Source organism: Pseudomonas fluorescens (assembly GCF_001307155.1).
GTDB lineage: Bacteria > Pseudomonadota > Gammaproteobacteria > Pseudomonadales > Pseudomonadaceae > Aquipseudomonas > Aquipseudomonas helvetica.
Map to the genome: position 1 here is coordinate 5,527,625 of NZ_CP012830.1, position 16,617 is coordinate 5,544,241.

A 16,617-nucleotide genomic window follows, 5' to 3' on the forward strand; every position below is an offset into this window, starting at 1 on the left:
AAACTAAACACCCCCACTCATTTCGCGCCTTTCGACAATAAGCTGACAGCTCTACCTTCTCCCCACTCGCGAGGAGCACTTCGTTCATGCCTCCTTGCGATTGAGGAGTGATGATGATCGACGTATTAGTAATTGGCGGCGGCAATGCCGCCTTGTGTGCAGCGTTGATGGCGCGAGAGGCTGGCGCTAGCGTGATGCTGCTGGAGGGCGCACCGAAAATCTGGCGCGGTGGCAACTCGCAACACACCCGAAACCTGCGATGTATGCACGACGCACCGCAAGATGTGTTGGTCGATGCCTATCCCGAAGAAGAATATTGGCAGGATCTGCTGAAAGTCACCGGTGGGATTACTAACGAAAAGCTTGCACGTATTGTCATCCGCGCCTCGTCGAACTGCCGTGACTGGATGCGCTCCCATGGTGTGCATTTTCAGCCGTCGTTGTCTGGTGCCCTACATGTTGCGCGTACCAATGCGTTTTTCATGGGCGGCGGCAAAGCGTTGGTTAATTCGTACTTCCGTAGCGCCGAGCGGCTGGGCGTCAAGATCCGCTACAACGCTCAAGTCACTGACATTGAGATGAAGGGCGGAGAGTTCGTCGCGGCGTACATCGGTGAACGTGAGGTCGATGGTCAGCCTTTACCCGCCGAGCGTATTCAGGCCAAAGCCTGCGTTCTGGCGGCTGGCGGTTTCGAGTCGAACCGCGAATGGCTCCGCGAAGCTTGGGGTCAAAACGAGCGCGGAGAATGGCCCTCAGACAACTTTCTGATTCGCGGGACGCGCTTCAATACCGGCGTACTGCTTCGGCGCATGCAGAGCCTGGGCGCCGATTTTATCGGCGACCCAACCCAAGCGCACATGGTGGCCATCGACGCCCGAGCCCCCCTGTATGACGGTGGTATCTGCACCCGTATCGATTGCGTATCGCTGGGCGTGGTGGTTAATCGCGACGGCGAACGCTTCTATGACGAGGGCGAAGATTTCTGGCCCAAGCGCTATGCGATCTGGGGCCGCCTGGTGGCCGGTCAACCCGGTCAACAGGCCTACTCGATCATCGACCAACAAGCCCTCGGCCGTTTCATGCCTCCGGTGTTTCCGGGTACTAAAGCCAACTCCCTGCAAGAACTGGCCCGCCAGTTGAAGCTTCCCGTTACGCAATTCGTCAAAACCATCGAGGAATACAACGCGGCCTGCCGTATCGGCACGTTCGACCACACCGCGTTGGACGATTGCCACACCGAAGGTTTGACTCCCGCCAAAACCCATTGGGCCCGCCCATTGGTAAAGCCCCCCTTCTGCGCCTACCCACTTAAGCCAGGCGTGACCTTCACCTATCTGGGGCTGGCTACCGACGATACCGCCGCCGTTCACTTCAACGGCGAGGCTAGCCCCAACCTGTTTGTCGCAGGAGAAATGATGGCGGGCAACGTATTGGGCAAGGGCTATACCGCCGGCATCGGCATGGCCATTGGCACCGCATTCGGTCGCATCGCCGGTGTGCAAGCCGCGGCTGCGGCCGGCTTCCTGACCCCTTCCTCCACGGAGCCCCAACATGCAGCTGTTTGATCCCAAGGCACCGGGTAATTTGATTCCCGTACTCAACCTTGATGAAAGCGAAGTTCAGCGACAAATGACCGTTTGCAATGCCTGCCGTTACTGCGAGGGCTTCTGCGCTGTATTTCCGGCCATGACACGACGTCTGGAGTTTTCCCAGGCCGATATCCATTACCTGGCGAACCTTTGCCATAACTGCGGCGCATGCCTGCATGCCTGCCAGTACGCCGCACCTCATGAATTCGAAATCAATGTGCCCAAGGCCATGGCCAAAGTCCGCCTCGACACTTACGCCGAGTACGCCTGGCCACAGGTGATGGGCACACTATACCGGCGCAACGGACTGACTCTGGCACTGTCCGCCGGTGCCGGGCTGGCACTGTTCCTGTGTCTCACGTTGATGGTGATGGGCAACCTGTTCACGGCGATGCCCGGGGGAAATTTCTACGGGATCTTCCCGCACAACACCCTGGCCGTAATGTTCGGTGCAGTTTTCGGATTCGCGGTACTTGCGTTGACGATTGGAGTGCGGCGTTTCTGGCGCAACGTTTCACCGGCGGATGCGCCCCAGCAGGAAAAGACAGCCGCTGCACTGGAGGCCACGGCCAACGTCGCCCGGCTCAAATTTCTGGACGGTGGCCATGGCGAGGGCTGCAATAACGCTGATGATCGATTCACCTTGTGGCGGCGGCGCTTCCACCACTTCACCTTCTACGGCTTCATGCTGTGTTTCGCAGCCACTGGGGTCGCCACGCTCTACCATTTCCTTCTGGACTGGTCGGCGCCCTACCCCGTCCTGAGCTTGCCGGTGATGCTGGGCATCGCAGGTGGAGTCGGTCTGCTGATAGGTCCCGCAGGCCTGTTGTGGTTGAACCTGCGTCGCAACCCTGAGCACGGCGACGACAATCAGAAACCCATGGATCGCGGCTTTATCGCGCTGCTGTTCCTGGTCAGCGCCAGCGGCCTGGCACTCCTGGCGTTCCGTGAAACCGCAGCCTTGGGCCTGTTGCTGGCAATCCATCTCGGCCTGGTCATGGCTTTTTTCCTGACAATGCCCTACAGCAAATTCGCCCATGGCATCTTCCGCAGCGCCGCGCTGCTCAAGTACTCCATCGAAAAACGCCAACCCAACCCGATCAACGCAGGTAGCGACTGATCGGCGATCCATTCATTCCAAAAACAATATTGATCACCACGGTAGCCATGATGAAAACAACAACTCAAGACACCCGATCCAAGGGGTCGAAACTGGGCGCCATCCTGCGGGTCACTAGCGGCAATTTTCTCGAACAGTTCGACTTCTTTCTGTTCGGGTTTTACGCGACCTACATCTCCCAGACGTTCTTTCCTACCACCAGCGAGTTCGCCTCGTTAATGATGACCTTCGCCGTATTCGGCTCGGGATTTCTGATGCGGCCGCTCGGCGCTATCGTGCTGGGCGCATACATCGACAAGGTGGGCCGGCGAAAGGGGCTGATCGTGACGCTGTCGATTATGGCCGCGGGCACGGTCTTGATCGCCTTGGTTCCGGGCTACGCCAGCATAGGCATCGCAGCGCCGATATTGGTGTTGCTCGGGCGACTGTTGCAGGGATTCTCCGCAGGTGCGGAAATGGGTGGTGTTTCCGTGTACCTGGCTGAAATCGCCACGCCCGGACGCCGGGGTTTCTATACCAGTTGGCAGTCGGCCAGCCAACAAGTGGCGATCATTCTTGCGGCTGCGTTGGGCTATACGATTAACGCGTCTATGGAGGCCGCCGACGTTGCAGCCTGGGGCTGGCGTATCCCATTCTTCATTGGTTGCCTGATTATCCCGTTCATCTTCATCATTCGCCGCTCGCTACAGGAAACCGATGCATTCAAAGCGCGCAGCCATCACCCAAGTGCCAGTGAAGTCTTTCGCTCGATGCGGGACAACTGGCGCACGGTACTGGCTGGTGGTCTGTTAGCGTCGATGACCACGACCACGTTCTATCTCATTACCGTCTACACCCCGACTTTCGGCCGGTCTGTACTGAACCTGAGCACCAGCGACAGTCTGGTGGTCACGCTCTTCGTCGGCCTGAGCAACTTCATCTGGCTGCCCATCGGCGGTACGATCTCTGATCGCATTGGACGCCGCCCCTTGTTGCTGGCGGTCACCTTGCTGTGCATCTTCACCGCCTATCCCGCCATGCATTGGCTGGCCGCGGCGGCAAGCTTCGAACGACTGCTCGCCGTGCTGCTGTACTTCTCTTTTTTCTTTGGCATTTACAACGGCGCGATGGTTGCAGCATTGACTGAGGTAATGCCTCAGAACGTACGAGTTGTAGGATTTTCACTGGCATTCAGTTTGGCAACGGCTGTGTTTGGCGGTTTTACACCCGCCGTATCAACAATCCTGGTGCAGGCAACAGGTGACAAGGCGTCGCCCGCCTACTGGCTAATGTTTGCTGCGTTGTGTGGGTTCACAGCGACGACGATCCTGTATCGCAGGCAAAAAGCAGTGCCAGTCAACGTTTGATGAAAGAGAGGGCTCGGTGGATCTCAGGACGTTGCGCTGAATAAATATCGCGCCTTGGCCTGCATTGACTCGTCTACGTGACGCCATCAGATCACACTGTCCGATTCGACTCTGAGGAAGAATGCCAACGCACTCATGGTGGCGATTGGCAGAAGCGCCTTGCGCAGTCACGCGTGACCCAGGGTTATTGACGATGGCTAAAGAAATCGAAAATCCATGCATTTCGGTTTGCCAGTTGAGCGGCGATCTGTGTGTGAGTTGCGGGCGTAGCAAGGAAGACATCAGGAAGTGGAAACGCATGAAGCGGCCTGAAAAAATGGCCGCTGTGCAAAGGGCGAATGTGCGTTTGAAGAGTCTAAAGAAAGCACACTGATAGTCATCTGCCCTAGATAACCGCTTTGGCTCGGTAACTGCATTTCCGACAGCCAAGTGCGGAGGAACGCCCGATGAAGTAGGTGCTGTAGCTGCCCTGCTCATGGGGCCTGAAAGAACGTTTATCACCGGCAGTGACTCCTCATGGACGACGGTGTGACGGCCCAATACTGGTATGGCGACGATAAGTAGCGCGTGTGTGATCCCGTCAGAAGGGGGCGGTTCACTTCTAGTTGGCGCGCCCGCTCGCCTACTGCCCCAGATGGCATACACGGGGCTGTGGGCGGGTGTTGGTTAGCGGATGGAAGAGACAGGCGTCGGAAAAAAGGGCCTCAGTCGAGCAGGTGCATCAGGTGTCCACCCAACATGGGTTCTGCAACCTGCAGCTCAAGTAAGCAAGGCCGCTTTGTACTCAATCCAACATCACTTGGTCAGCCAGGACTCGACCGTGGCAGAGCCGTATTCAGCCTTCCACTCTTTCAGCGTCCGGTGATTGCCGCCTTTGGTCTCAACGACTTCGCCGGTGTGCGGGTTTTTGTAGACCTTCACTTCGGGTGGCTTACGGCTGCCGACTTTGGACTCAACGGCTGGAGCACGGCGACCGGCTTGTGGATCAAGCAGTTTGATCACATCTTTCAGGCTGTAGCCGTACTCACCAAGCAAATGGCGCAGTTTGCTCTCAAACTCCATTTCCTTCTTAAGGTCGGAATCACTTTTCATCGACTCAAGCTCTGCGAGCTGGGCGGCCAGTTGTTGTTTGTAGTGGTCAACTAATCCCGGACACGACGTTAAGTTTTTTCTCGGCCTGAGCTGGCGCCAGCCCACCGTTGAATTGATGGGGCAGAATCCCATCAGGTAATGGCTGATGTCTCGGTGCGCTTCTTGAGCCGTCATGTAGCCCACCCGAGTGAGCCATTGCCCTTGAAGCCGGATGGGTTCATGACGAGACGAATCGGGGCAGCAACGCGGCACGCCAAAACTTCGGCCCCTACGGGATGTAAAGCAGTCTGATATTGCTGTTACGACGCGTTCTGGAGGAGCTGGGATCTGGACTGAGCGGGAATGATGAGCTGTTGCTGGCGCGATGTAGAGTTGCCATTAATGCGATGAGGCCTGCAACCTGTTGGCGTGCTGGCGACCCAATCACGACGTGGCGAGGAGATTGGGCGCGTCCAGTGAGGCAGCTTTGAACACAACGTTGCTACCACACTTCGATGGATTACAACCCGATGTCTTCGCTGAAGAGTTCGCCACGAAGTTGTAAGTCCAGATTGCAGCCCGGGGTAGCCTCCGCGGCCCTGCAGATATCCTGATTATCGCTTCCCGACAGGTACATGTTTGCCAGCGTGAATGTAGCATCTGCCTTCAGAAGCTTTGCCAGCCGTCTCAGTTCGTAATCGTGGCCAGACTCAATACCGTACCGGAATGGAATCAATTTCTCGCGAATGGCCTTCCCGTTCAACGGGCTGCCCAGGCAGGCTTGCTCGAATTCATCGCCGAACTGGAGCGCTGCGTGTAGCGAATCGCGCGCCATCTCAGGCGAGTCCAGTCGGCTTTCGATGAGGTTGGCAATCATATTGTTCACAGCGAAGTCCATCTTTCCAATGTGCGGTCCGTGATACTACCGGACAAAGGGAGCCAACTCATCTCCGCGCAACGGCTATCTCAACCGCATCAAGACCGGTTCAGCGAACTTCGTCTGCGGAGCATCGAAGGACTCTATAGATCTCAGAAATCACCTGCATCGTTGCGTCTTCGATCGTTCCTTCATTACGGCATAAAGCCCAGCCGTGATCTGCAGTCGCTCGCTCGAACGCCTTGGTACAAGCGACATGTTCTTCCAGCTTATGGATCACCGTGCTGCTCAGCCCACGCCGTCGTGCCGCTGCCCTCGCCCATGAAATATCAGGGGCGGTGACAACCCCGACATGCAGGTCTGGCACTCGCACGTTTCGATCAATGTTCAACTGTAGAATCTCTGCAAACGGGATTATCCGGCGAAACGCGGCATCAGACGGGTACCAGCGATCAATCAAGATGATGCTGCCTGGTGGCTGTTTAGCCAATACGTGCTGGGAAATCCAGGTACGGCTATCAGCAAAGCGCTCACAAACCCTCAACTCCAAATCCCGGGTGGGATTTCTGACGAGTTTGTTAACGAGGGTCATTATTTCCCCCTATAGGGATCGCTTTTTTTCTCGCAAAGTCGGATAACCTTTTTGTTGTCTGCCCTCAGTACTTTCGTAACGGCTTCCAACAGTGTGGTTTTACCGGTTCCCTTGGGCCCATCTAGAGAAACAAACAGCGCACGATTCATTCTTCACATAACGATTGATTTACGGTTTTTCTTGCCCGGTTCGTTCGCTGTAATCGCTTGGCGCGACTATGCGAATCGAGTGCATGTAGTGGTCTAATGATTCCGGACACCCATTTGGCTTGATTGCCAAGGCGCAAGGTTGCGTTGCACACGCCCTCAAATCGAAGAAACAGTCGCTCATGTGACCGGGGCGCGCTGTCCCGTCAGATGAGCTGACAGGACATTGAGCGCGACGGGCACCCTCCCCCTGCTTACCTCCTTCTACGCTTCTGACGGTGACTACATCGGTCAACTTTCAGGAGTAAGTGTATGTCCTCGTTTCAAGGTATCCGGGTTCCACTCGTTCCACCCCTTCAGAACGGCGCCATCGATTTCGTCGGGTTGCGGCGGCGGGTCGGCCCTCTGCTGGAAAAAGGCGTCGACGGATGGTCATGGGCCTGGCCGGCAACAATCTGGCCGAGCTGCTGCAGTTCCAGAATGAAATCCTCAAACGTCCCGTAGCGGGCTTGCTGGTGCCGCCACCGTATTACATCCGCCCTTCCCTGGCCGGCCTTGAAGTGTTTTTCAAAACTGTTGCCGATGCCTCCAGCGTCCCGATCATTCTTTACGACATCCCGTACCGCACCGGCGTGGCTTTCGAACAGGCGACCCTGCTCAACATCGTCGCCCATGAGCGCGTCGTCGCGATCAAGGACTGCGGCGGCAACCAATCCAATACCCTTTTGAGGGTTTGCCGCCATAGACGGCAAACCACCAGACGAAATCCACCAAGACGTATCAGATTTCCCGGCACCGCGTGGTAATTGAAGTAACCCGTGACCACCCGGGTAGCCGCGCGCCAGGGAATGCTAGTGCTTCGGAACGCGGGCATACCAACCGTAAATTGCGATGCAGGCATAACAGGTCGCTGGCACGCTCAATGCCATCGCGAGTGTCGAGAGGTCGGCCGCATACCCTGTCAATGGCGGAATAAATGCCCCGCCAACAATGGCGCAACAAAACAGGCCCGAACCTTCTGCCGCGCGATGACCGAGCCCTGCGGTCGCAAGGGTAAAGATCGTCGGAAACATGATGGAGTTGAACAGCCCGACGGCCAGCAGCGACCATCCGGCAACAACGCCTTGTGTGGTGGCAGAGATCGTCAACAGCACAATGACTGCCGTGGCGGCAAAGGCCAGCAGTTTCCCTGGTGCGAAAGTGCGCATCAACGCCGAGCCGATAAAGCGGCCAACCAGGGCGCCACCCCAATAGAAGGCAACATGCTTGCCCGCGGCTTCGGCGGGAAGGGCCAGGGTTGTCGGCAGCATGAGGTAGTCGGTAATGAGGCTGCCAATCGTGACTTCGGCGCCAACATAGAGAAATATGGAAGCGGTGCCGAGTGCAAAGCGCGGCTGCTTTAGAAGGTTGAGCGCAGCGAGTGGATTGAGACGCTCAGGTCTTGTTGACGGTTGCAGCTCATTTCTTTTCAGCCAGACGATCAAGGCGACCATGCAGATGAAGAGCGTAATGCTTGCATAGGTGTTGCTGATCACGCTGGCTTCCTGCGACAGGAAGGACGTCAGTTCTGCTGGCGACAATGCGGAGGTATCTACCGCATTGAGGGAGCCCAGGATCAGTATGGCACCCAGGTACGGCGCGACAGTGGTTCCCAGCGAATTGAACGCATGGCCGAGGGTGAGGCGGCTAGGGGCCGTTGCGGCGGTTCCGAGCAGCGAAAGCAGCGGGTTCGCAACGACCTGAACGGTTGTCACGCCAATCGCAAGCACAAAGAGGGCGCCGAGGAAGGCTGGAAACAATGCGGACTGGGTGGCGGGAATGAAGAGCAGGCATCCACCAGCCATCAGCAGCAACCCGAGGACGGCCGCTCTCATGTAGCCGATTCGCGAAATGAGCAGGCCTGCGGGTATGGCGAAAATGAAATAGGCAAAAAAGAATGACGACTGCACAAGCATGGCCTCGGTATAGCTGAGGCTGAAGAGGTGCTTGAGTTTTGGCACCAGGACATCGTTAAGGCTGGTGATGCTGCCGAGGATGAAAAACAGCGAGAACACGTAGGTGCTCATCCGTTGGGCGTGGGGTGTTGCCGAACTGTTGGAGACAGTTGCGCTAGCACTAGCGTTCGTCATCACGGGCTTCCTCTTTCTTGTGATTGTCACTTTCAAGGAAAGCTCTATCGAGCCTCAGTCACCTTGACAGTGAGACAGCGCTATCTTTTTGCGGTGAAGTACTCGCCAAAGGAGGGTGCGCTGCCATCTAATTTTTTGTCTGTAGCCGTTACCACTCACCCAAAGTCCGGGGCCAGTCGTTAGGGGGCGCTACCTTAGTGTCTGACTTTTCGTTTGGCAAGCCGCTGGATCTTTTGGGGGGTATGCCGAGATGAGGGGTAAACTTGCTCATTTGGTCTGCAGGCAACTATTTGTCGGGATTGAAAATTCCGGGGACAACGCAATAGGCGTCCGCGGATTGGCCGAGGTGGCCAGCCATTTAGGAGGAATTGAGGTGGTTTGCACGCAAGCCTTTATAGAACAACGCTTGCGACGCGAATGTCCAGATTTTTGCCTTATCACGGCATGCTCTTTGCTCCCCTCAATTCAAAGCCAATACTGAAGTAGCACTCAACGATCAAGTTATGTCAGGTATCTATTAGCAACTTCAGCAAACCTTCCACATCCGCTAGCGCAGGAGCATGTGCTCCGGCATGGCGGCAAGATATGGATGCGCAAGCCGCTGAAAATCGCAGGCGCTCTCTCAAGTCTGCGATCCCCAGCAACTCCGCAGCCAGCCAACCAGCCATACAAGCGTCTCCTGCACCAACCGTGTCTTCCACTTTCACGGCAATAGCCGGCTGATCGAGTTGGCTGTCCGGGGTGTGGAGAATCATCCCGTGTTCCCCTCGGGTAAACAATATCTGTGCCTGAGGATTAAGAGCGCGAAGTTCATCCATTGCCTGGTGTTCGGTCAGCCCTGGATAAATGTGCCGAAGGTCTTCGTCGGAAAGCTTAATCATGTCAGCAAGGGTGGTCATCGTAGGGAAGGTCTGCTCCCGATAATGACTATCCATTAAATTGCGCCAGTTCGGATCATAGCTAATCCGTTTACCGGCTTCTTTGGCCTGCTGAGCAATTTTAACCAGCCTGTCTGCGAGTGGCTGTCGAGCTAAACTGATGCAGCTGAAATGACACAGCTCTGCTTTGTTGATCCATCCTTCGGGCATCAGATCTGGGTCAAAAAACAGATCGGCATCTCCAGCAAAAAAGTATCTTGGAGGACGGCTCGATGGAACGATGGCGACCAAAGGATCTCGATCTACTCGTTGGATAAAGCTCATATCTAACGCTGCCGCTTCCGACTGCGCAACTATCTCGTCACCCAGTGAATCTATGCTCACCGCCCCAGCAAAAGCGCTGCTAACACCCAAGCGGCTTAGCGATCGTGCAACGTTCCAGGGAGCACCACCTGGGTAGCCCTTCCACTGTCCAGGAGTGCCTTGGACAAGGTCGGTCAGGGCTTCGCCAAATACTACCGCGCGAGGCAATACCATCGTCATTTCCTCAATTTTTGTCATAGGGATAACAGCTGGCTGATCAGTTTCGACCGGTAATCACTCAATGCGCATTGGTGAAAGGCCGGGATCGATGAGTACCGTTTCGATTGAATAATCGTCATCGCTGTTCCGCGACGATATTTGATCGGTGTCTGTTCTTTTTCGATGCGAAAGTATCTGTTGAAGTTAGGGAGATTTTCATAGCCAACCTCAAAGCAGATGTCTGCAACCGACATCTCTGTTTGCAACAACAGCCTGCAGGCGCGCTGAAGGCGTGTTGGCCGGCGCGTTCAAATATTAAAACCAGGTTTCCATTTGTATACCGTATTGCCATATACCTCCGGCGTTGAAGTCCGTCTTGCCGAAGGAGTCTGAGGTACTGTATCTGTCCAGATCGGAAGACCAATTCATGTAGCTTGCGAACACTCGCAATTCGGGACGTGTGAGAAGGTCTCCAACGTCCAGTTTGAATGTCGGGGCGACCGTGAATTTCCAGAAGTTACCGTCGACCGCATTACGTTGTAGATAGCCCTTGGGGTCGAGGTTCATGGTTTGCCAGCTCATTTCGTAGGCCATCTCGAAGTTGCTGTTGATTGTGTTAGCCAATCGCACGTTCAGGGTCAGCCAGCGGTAGTCGTCACCCTTGACGTATCTATCCTTGCTCTGTTCGGCCAGCAAGCTGGGCCCGATACGCCAGTCAGGCGCAAGGGGTGTCTCGCCGTAAAGTGCCAGACGCAGAGCGCGGGCATCGTCAATCAGTTCACCATCCGAGCCGACGTTCTTGACCTCTGCTCCCAGACCTTGCCCATAGAGCAGCGCCGTTTTGAAGAAGCCTTCTCTGCCGAAAAAGTTTTTCTGGTGATTGGCCAGCATGCTGTGCAAGCCGGATTCCGCAGGCGTCAGACCTGCTTTATTGGTGCGGGTACCGAAATCGTTTTTCTTTGCGCCGATGCCATTGAACATCCACTGCCACTGACCATCCTCAAAGAACTGGTTGGAGGTCAGGATGTAGCTCGCCACATCGGCATTAATACCCCCTTGACTGAAATCCCCGTAGCTACGCCCAATCAAGGAGTAATTCGAACGCCAATTCTTGTTCATCTGCATATCGTAGATTCCACCGCCGGTACCGGCCAGGTAGACGACGTCCGAGTCCAGCCAGTGGATATCGAAGTTATCCCGATCAAATCGCTTACCTGCCCACAGGGTGGCGTTCTCGAACACTGGATTGCCCTTGAACGCAGCGACATGGTCGAGCGCTGTGAATACCTGGCGCACGTTCAGTTTGCTTTCGTCGGCCGTCCAGTCATTGGAGCTTTCCACACCGTCGGCGATGGAGACCGTGAATTTGGAACGGGTGCCATTTTGCGCATAGATTTCTTTCGACAGGTCTATACGCATGTAGGTGTCGTCTTCGTTACCGAGTCGCCCTACTGCACCACCAACCGATCCGGCCGGAGTTGTATAAGGCCCGCCACGGCCACCACCAAGCCCCTCGTCGATCAGCAATCCAGAGCGGGCATAGCCGTTGAAGCTGAACCCATCAGTGAGGTTTGAAGTGCTGGCCTGTTTTTCCATGCTTTCCTGGCGGGCTTCGAGTTTTGCCAGTCGGGTGTCCAGAACGGGATTTGTTGCCTGGGATGCAGTGGATGCAGCGGGCTGCAAAGCGGGAGTGGTGAGTTTGATCTGCTGCAATTCCCTCGCAAGTGCCTGGGTTTGCTGCTCGGCTGCGGCCGCACGCTTTTCCGCTGCGCTGGCACGGGCTTCAAACGCGGCCATGCGTTCTTCCAGAGTCGCGGCCTGAGAGGTCGCCGCCGAGGTGCTGAGCACGCCTGCGAGTAGCCATCTTGATGCTTTCTGCATGTGGATTTCCCTGTTTTGTTTTTATTGTTTTGTTCCAGCGACAGGCTGTTTTTTCGTGAGTTGTGAATTGTCCAAATCGACAAAAAAAAAGATGCCTCATCGCAAATACGCTGCTACATTGAGCGTGTTAACGTTAACTTTTCTAAAAACAAAAATAAAGAGGACTTTATGAAACAGCTAAAAACTCTCCTTCCAGCTGCGCTACTCACCCTCTTTGCCGGGCTTCCATCCGTATCGAGCGCCGCCGATTTGACGATCTCCTGCGGTGCGGTGGGTGCAGAGCTACAACTCTGCAAGGAGGCTGTCGAGGCGTGGTCGAAACAGACCGGCAACAATGTCGAGGTGGTTTCCACGCCTAACTCGGCGACCGAGAGGTTGTCGTTCTACCAACAGATCCTTAGTGCGCAGTCCACCGACATCGACATCATTCAAATCGATATGGTGTGGCCGGGGATGCTGGCCAAACATCTGATGGATCTGCGCGAGGTGCTTCCAGCCAACGCTACCCAAGGCTACTTCCAGGCCCAGGTAGATAACGCCACGGTAAACGGACGGTTGGTGACGATGCCGTGGTTCACCGATTCGGGCCTGCTGTATTACCGCAAGGACTTGCTCGAGAAGTACAACAAGCAGGTTCCCCAGACGTGGGAGGAAATGACCGCTACTGCCAGGGATGTTCAACAGGCCGAACGCAACGCCGGTAACCCCGATGTGTGGGGTTACATATTTCAGGGACGCGCCTACGAGGGGCTGACGTGTAATGCGCTGGAGTGGATCAGCAGCCAACCGGAAGGCGGACTGGTCAATCCACGAGGAGACATCGTGGTCAACAGTCAGGCCTCAAGAGCTGCTTTGACCCTGGCGAAAAGCTGGGTGGGAGACATCTCCCCGCGTGGCGTGCTCAATTACACCGAGGAAGAAGGACGTGGCGTATTCCAGTCGGGAAATGCGCTGTTCATGCGTAACTGGCCTTATGTCTGGGCCCTGGTGCAAAGCCAGAACAGTGCCGTAAAAGACAAGGTTGGGGTCGCTCCCCTACCCCGGGGCGGCGAGACCGGCAACCATGCATCCACTCTCGGCGGGTGGGGCTTGGCGGTATCGCGTTACAGCGCCCATCCAAAACTTGCCGCAGATCTGGTGAGCTACCTGACCAGTGCCCAACAGCAAAAACATCGTGCTCTGATAGGCGCCTATAACCCGGTTATCGAGTCGCTGTATCAGGATCCCGAACTGCTCGCGGCAATGCCTTACTACGGTCAGCTCCACAGCATTCTCAACGATGGGGTCATGCGCCCCGCCTCAATAACCGCCGATCGCTATCCACGGGTCTCCAATGCGTTCTTCGATCGAGTGCATGGCGTGCTGGCGGGTGAGTTGCCTGTCGATCAGGCGCTGGCCGAACTGGAAAGCGAACTCACGCGCATCAAACGCCGGAACTGGTAAGCCACAAGGAAGGAAATCACCATGTCTGTCTCTACTACCCATGCCTCCTGTGACGAGCTCCTGCTCACCAGGGAAACGCCCATACAGCGTCGCCGAGTACGCGCCGCCTGGCTGTTTCTGACGCCAATGCTGCTGTGTCTGGCCCTGGTGGCGGCCTGGCCGCTACTGCGCACATTCTGGTTCAGCCTGACCGACGCCAACCTGGCGGACACAAGTGGCGGCTCCTTCGTAGGCTTGAGCAATTATCTGTTCCACGACGGTTCCAACTGGTCGGGCATTCTGGTCGATCCACAATGGTGGAACGCTGTGCGCAACACGTTGCATTTCACCGTGGTGTCGGTGGGACTGGAAATCGTGCTAGGGCTGCTGGTGGCGTTGCTGCTAAACATCAAGTTCACCGGCCGTTCCCTGGTGCGTGCGTTGATTCTGATTCCCTGGGCGATTCCTACCATTGTCTCGGCGAAGATCTGGTCATGGATGCTTAACGACCAGTTCGGCATCATCAATCATCTGATGCTGAGCCTCGGACTGATTGATGCTCCACTGGCCTGGACGGCAGATGCGGATCTGTCGATGTGGGCGGTCATCATCGTCGACGTCTGGAAGACCGTACCTTTTGTCACGCTGCTAATGCTGGCTGCCTTGCAGATGTTGCCGAGCGATTGCTACGAAGCCGCCAGAGTCGATGGCATTCATCCGCTGAAAGTGTTCTGGCGTGTCACGCTTCCACTGTTGATGCCTGCATTGCTGGTGGCGGCGATCTTCCGCATCCTCGATTCCCTGCGGGTATTCGATGTCATCTATGTGCTGACCTCGAACTCTTCGAGCACCATGAGTATGTCGGTCTATGCCCGCCAGCACCTGGTGGAGTTCCAAGACGTTGGCTATGGCAGCGCGGCCTCGACTCTGCTGTTTCTGGTCGTTGCGGTGATCGCCATGCTTTATCTCTACCTCGGACGCCGTCAACTGGAGGTTCGCTCATGAGCCAGCGTCTACTCAAAAAAGCGCTGTTGCGCCTCGGGTTCTGGTGTCTGATCGGGATTTTGCTGCTGTATGCGGTCTTCCCTTTCTACTACGCCATCGTGACTTCGCTGAAGCCATCCAGCGCCTTGTTCGAGGTGAGCTATTGGATCGATAGTCCCGACTTCTCCAATTATGCGGCGGTACTCCACCAATCCTCATTCCTGAGAGCTATCGGTAACTCGCTGGTGGTTGCGCTTTGCGTGGTGACGCTGGCGCTGTTCCTCAGCCTGACCGCCGCCTACGCCTTGGGCAGGGTGAAGTTCCGTGGGCGTGGCACGGTATTGATGATGGTTCTTGGCGTCTCGATGTTTCCCCAGGTCGCTGTACTGTCGGGGCTGTTCGAAGTGATCCGCGCCTTGGGTCTGTACAACACGTCCTGGGCATTGATCCTGAGCTACACGATTTTCACCCTGCCCTTCACCGTCTGGGTGCTGACCACGTTCATGGGGCAACTGCCCCATGAACTGGAAGAAGCGGCAATCATGGATGGCGCTTCGCCCTGGGTCACGCTTACCCGTGTGCTGTTGCCGCTGCTCTGGCCTGCACTGGTCACCACTGGCTTATTGGCTTTTATCGCAGCGTGGAACGAGTTCCTGTTTGCCCTGACCTTCACCCTCACAGACACGCAACGCACGGTGCCGGTCGCCATCGCCTTGATTTCCGGCGGGAGTCCCCATGAGCTGCCTTGGGGGCTGTTGATGGCCGCATCGGTGCTGGTCACCGTCCCACTGGTGATTCTGGTGCTGATCTTCCAGCGCCGAATCGTTTCCGGTCTCACTGCCGGCGCGTTAAAGGGTTGATGCCCAACAAATACAAGGAACAGCATCATGATCAAATTGAAGCTAGACAACGTGAACAAACAATTGGGCGGCGTACGGATTCTTCGCGACGTCAGCCTGGAGATCGCTGCGGGTGAATTCGTGGTGTTCGTTGGCCCTTCGGGCTGCGGAAAGTCGACCCTGTTGCGACTGATCGCCGGACTGGACTCGATCTGCGCCGGCGACCTGCTGATTGACGAGCGACGGGTCAACGACCTGGAACCGCGCGAGCGTGGCGTCGGCATGGTGTTTCAGTCTTATGCGCTGTACCCGCACATGAGCGTCTACGACAACATCAGTTTTGGTCTCAAACTGGCCAAGACTGAAAAGAGCAGCTTGCGCGAGCGGGTGCTGAGAACTGCGCAAATCCTGCAATTGGACAAACTGCTGCAACGCAAGCCAAAGGAACTCTCTGGAGGGCAGCGTCAGCGTGTGGCCATGGGCAGAGCCATGGCGCGGGAACCGGACATTTTGTTGTTCGATGAGCCGCTTTCCAACCTGGATGCGTCCTTGCGGGTGCAGATGCGCAACGAAATCGCCCGTCTGCATGCTCGACTGGGCTCGACCATGATCTACGTCACCCACGATCAGGTGGAAGCGATGACCCTGGCGGACAAAATTGTCGTGCTCAATGGCGGTCGCGTAGAGCAGGTTGGCTCGCCGCGCGAACTCTATGAACGCCCCGCCAGCCGCTTTGTCGCCGGTTTTCTGGGCTCCCCCAGAATGAACTTTCTGGCGGCGCGCCTGCATGCCCCAGGCGAAACCAGCCTGGTTGACACCCCGGTTTTGGGTATGACCTCCCTGCCCTTCGACAGCTCAAACCTGGCGGCGGACACTCCGCTGAGCCTCGGGGTTCGCCCGGAGCATGTATCGCTCAAAGCGGCGGATGGAACCGTCGGCGTCATCGTGACCGGGGTCGAATACCTGGGCAGCGAAACCTATGTGCACCTCGATACCGGGCAGGACGATCCACTGATCTGTCGTTGTGAGGTCAACGCCGGATGGCAGGTCGGCGATCGGGTCGAGCTGCAGCTGGACATCGGTAATCTGCACCTGTTCGACGCCGACGGCACGGCCTTGAGGCGTCCCCCACAAGCCATTGAAACCCTGCCAGATGGAGTCTCTCTGCGCTCGGTACGAGCAGGCGCCCTTTGACCTTGTCCTTGAATTCCATGAGTGATC

The 16,617-nt window shown here is 56.4% G+C and carries 13 protein-coding genes and 5 pseudogenes; 10 read left to right on the forward strand and 8 right to left on the reverse strand.

Annotated features, from left to right (window positions below):
- The first annotated feature begins 113 nt into the window (after positions 1-113).
- The 5 genes and pseudogenes from tcuA to AO353_RS30970 form a co-directional block, all read left to right on the forward strand.
- A complete protein-coding gene (gene tcuA, locus AO353_RS25065; protein WP_054598332.1) occupies positions 114-1,565 on the forward strand; it encodes an FAD-dependent tricarballylate dehydrogenase TcuA in 1,452 nt (483 codons plus the stop codon).
- On the forward strand, positions 1,552-2,709 hold the full coding sequence (tcuB, locus tag AO353_RS25070; protein WP_054597379.1) for a tricarballylate utilization 4Fe-4S protein TcuB: 1,158 nt from the start codon (positions 1,552-1,554) through the stop codon (positions 2,707-2,709). The genes tcuA and tcuB overlap by 14 nt, the downstream gene beginning before the upstream one ends.
- A gap of 47 nt (positions 2,710-2,756) precedes the next feature.
- A complete protein-coding gene (locus AO353_RS25075) occupies positions 2,757-4,055 on the forward strand; it encodes an MFS transporter (RefSeq protein ID WP_054597380.1) in 1,299 nt (432 codons plus the stop codon).
- 193 nt (positions 4,056-4,248) lie between these two features.
- Entirely contained in the window at positions 4,249-4,428 is a 180-nt protein-coding gene (locus AO353_RS30185) for a DUF1289 domain-containing protein (protein ID WP_081013822.1), read from the forward strand.
- 60 nt (positions 4,429-4,488) lie between these two features.
- Positions 4,489-4,619: pseudogene (locus tag AO353_RS30970) on the forward strand (short-chain dehydrogenase); the annotation flags it as partial.
- Positions 4,620-4,850: 231 nt separating this feature from the next.
- Here AO353_RS30970 and AO353_RS25080 read toward each other — a convergent pair.
- From AO353_RS25080 to AO353_RS25090, 4 genes and pseudogenes are all read right to left on the reverse strand, one after another.
- Positions 4,851-5,177: a histone-like nucleoid-structuring protein, MvaT/MvaU family gene (locus AO353_RS25080; RefSeq protein ID WP_054598333.1), complete on the reverse strand. Its 327-nt coding sequence runs from the start codon at positions 5,175-5,177 to the stop codon at positions 4,851-4,853.
- Between the two features lie 16 nt (positions 5,178-5,193).
- Positions 5,194-5,423, reverse strand: a pseudogene (locus AO353_RS30975) (IS3 family transposase); the annotation flags it as partial.
- A gap of 223 nt (positions 5,424-5,646) precedes the next feature.
- Positions 5,647-6,012 carry a hypothetical protein gene (locus AO353_RS25085; protein WP_146016089.1) on the reverse strand — a complete coding sequence of 122 codons (366 nt, stop codon included), beginning with the start codon at positions 6,010-6,012 and terminating at the stop codon, positions 5,647-5,649.
- Between the two features lie 100 nt (positions 6,013-6,112).
- Positions 6,113-6,744: pseudogene (locus AO353_RS25090) on the reverse strand (dTMP kinase).
- A gap of 309 nt (positions 6,745-7,053) precedes the next feature.
- Between AO353_RS25090 and AO353_RS25095 the strand changes: the two are divergent.
- Positions 7,054-7,466: pseudogene (locus AO353_RS25095) on the forward strand (dihydrodipicolinate synthase family protein); the annotation flags it as partial.
- A gap of 126 nt (positions 7,467-7,592) precedes the next feature.
- Here AO353_RS25095 and AO353_RS25100 read toward each other — a convergent pair.
- The 4 genes and pseudogenes from AO353_RS25100 to AO353_RS25110 form a co-directional block, all read right to left on the reverse strand.
- Positions 7,593-8,807 carry a sugar MFS transporter gene (locus tag AO353_RS25100; protein ID WP_237142930.1) on the reverse strand — a complete coding sequence of 405 codons (1,215 nt, stop codon included), beginning with the start codon at positions 8,805-8,807 and terminating at the stop codon, positions 7,593-7,595.
- A 569-nt stretch (positions 8,808-9,376) separates the two neighbouring features.
- A complete protein-coding gene (locus AO353_RS25105; RefSeq protein ID WP_054597383.1) occupies positions 9,377-10,285 on the reverse strand; it encodes a carbohydrate kinase family protein in 909 nt (302 codons plus the stop codon).
- Positions 10,286-10,349: 64 nt separating this feature from the next.
- Positions 10,350-10,572, reverse strand: a pseudogene (locus tag AO353_RS30195) (helix-turn-helix domain-containing protein); the annotation flags it as partial.
- A gap of 13 nt (positions 10,573-10,585) precedes the next feature.
- On the reverse strand, positions 10,586-12,151 hold the full coding sequence (locus tag AO353_RS25110) for a carbohydrate porin (RefSeq protein WP_054597384.1): 1,566 nt from the start codon (positions 12,149-12,151) through the stop codon (positions 10,586-10,588).
- 168 nt (positions 12,152-12,319) lie between these two features.
- Here AO353_RS25110 and AO353_RS25115 point away from each other — a divergent pair, with 168 nt between their 5' ends.
- Genes AO353_RS25115 through AO353_RS25130 form a run of 4 tightly spaced genes read left to right on the forward strand, consistent with a single transcriptional unit; the run spans position 12,320 to position 16,590 of the window.
- The gene (locus AO353_RS25115) at positions 12,320-13,594 is read left to right on the forward strand and encodes an ABC transporter substrate-binding protein (protein ID WP_054597385.1); all 1,275 of its coding nucleotides are present in this window, start codon (positions 12,320-12,322) and stop codon (positions 13,592-13,594) included.
- Between the two features lie 21 nt (positions 13,595-13,615).
- Positions 13,616-14,578, forward strand: coding sequence for a carbohydrate ABC transporter permease (locus AO353_RS25120; RefSeq protein WP_054597386.1), 963 nt, complete (start codon positions 13,616-13,618; stop codon positions 14,576-14,578).
- Entirely contained in the window at positions 14,575-15,417 is an 843-nt protein-coding gene (locus tag AO353_RS25125; RefSeq protein ID WP_054597387.1) for a carbohydrate ABC transporter permease, read from the forward strand. Before AO353_RS25120 ends, AO353_RS25125 begins: the two co-directional genes overlap by 4 nt.
- Positions 15,418-15,444: 27 nt before the next feature.
- Positions 15,445-16,590: an ABC transporter ATP-binding protein gene (locus AO353_RS25130; RefSeq protein ID WP_054597388.1), complete on the forward strand. Its 1,146-nt coding sequence runs from the start codon at positions 15,445-15,447 to the stop codon at positions 16,588-16,590.
- Positions 16,591-16,617 lie beyond the last annotated feature (27 nt).

Excerpts from the sequence above, each read along its gene's own strand:
- tcuA (WP_054598332.1), top strand. The coding sequence starts at position 114 with ATGATCGACGTATTAGTAATTGGCGGCGGCAATGCCGCCTTGTGTGCA.
- tcuB (WP_054597379.1), top strand. The coding sequence starts at position 1,552 with ATGCAGCTGTTTGATCCCAAGGCACCGGGTAATTTGATTCCCGTACTC.
- AO353_RS25075 (WP_054597380.1), top strand. The coding sequence starts at position 2,757 with ATGATGAAAACAACAACTCAAGACACCCGATCCAAGGGGTCGAAACTG.
- AO353_RS30185 (WP_081013822.1), top strand. The coding sequence starts at position 4,249 with ATGGCTAAAGAAATCGAAAATCCATGCATTTCGGTTTGCCAGTTGAGC.
- AO353_RS25100 (WP_237142930.1), bottom strand. The coding sequence starts at position 8,807 with ATGAGCACCTACGTGTTCTCGCTGTTTTTCATCCTCGGCAGCATCACC.
- AO353_RS25105 (WP_054597383.1), bottom strand. The coding sequence starts at position 10,285 with ATGGTATTGCCTCGCGCGGTAGTATTTGGCGAAGCCCTGACCGACCTT.
- AO353_RS25110 (WP_054597384.1), bottom strand. The coding sequence starts at position 12,151 with ATGCAGAAAGCATCAAGATGGCTACTCGCAGGCGTGCTCAGCACCTCG.
- AO353_RS25115 (WP_054597385.1), top strand. The coding sequence starts at position 12,320 with ATGAAACAGCTAAAAACTCTCCTTCCAGCTGCGCTACTCACCCTCTTT.
- AO353_RS25120 (WP_054597386.1), top strand. The coding sequence starts at position 13,616 with ATGTCTGTCTCTACTACCCATGCCTCCTGTGACGAGCTCCTGCTCACC.
- AO353_RS25125 (WP_054597387.1), top strand. The coding sequence starts at position 14,575 with ATGAGCCAGCGTCTACTCAAAAAAGCGCTGTTGCGCCTCGGGTTCTGG.
- AO353_RS25130 (WP_054597388.1), top strand. The coding sequence starts at position 15,445 with ATGATCAAATTGAAGCTAGACAACGTGAACAAACAATTGGGCGGCGTA.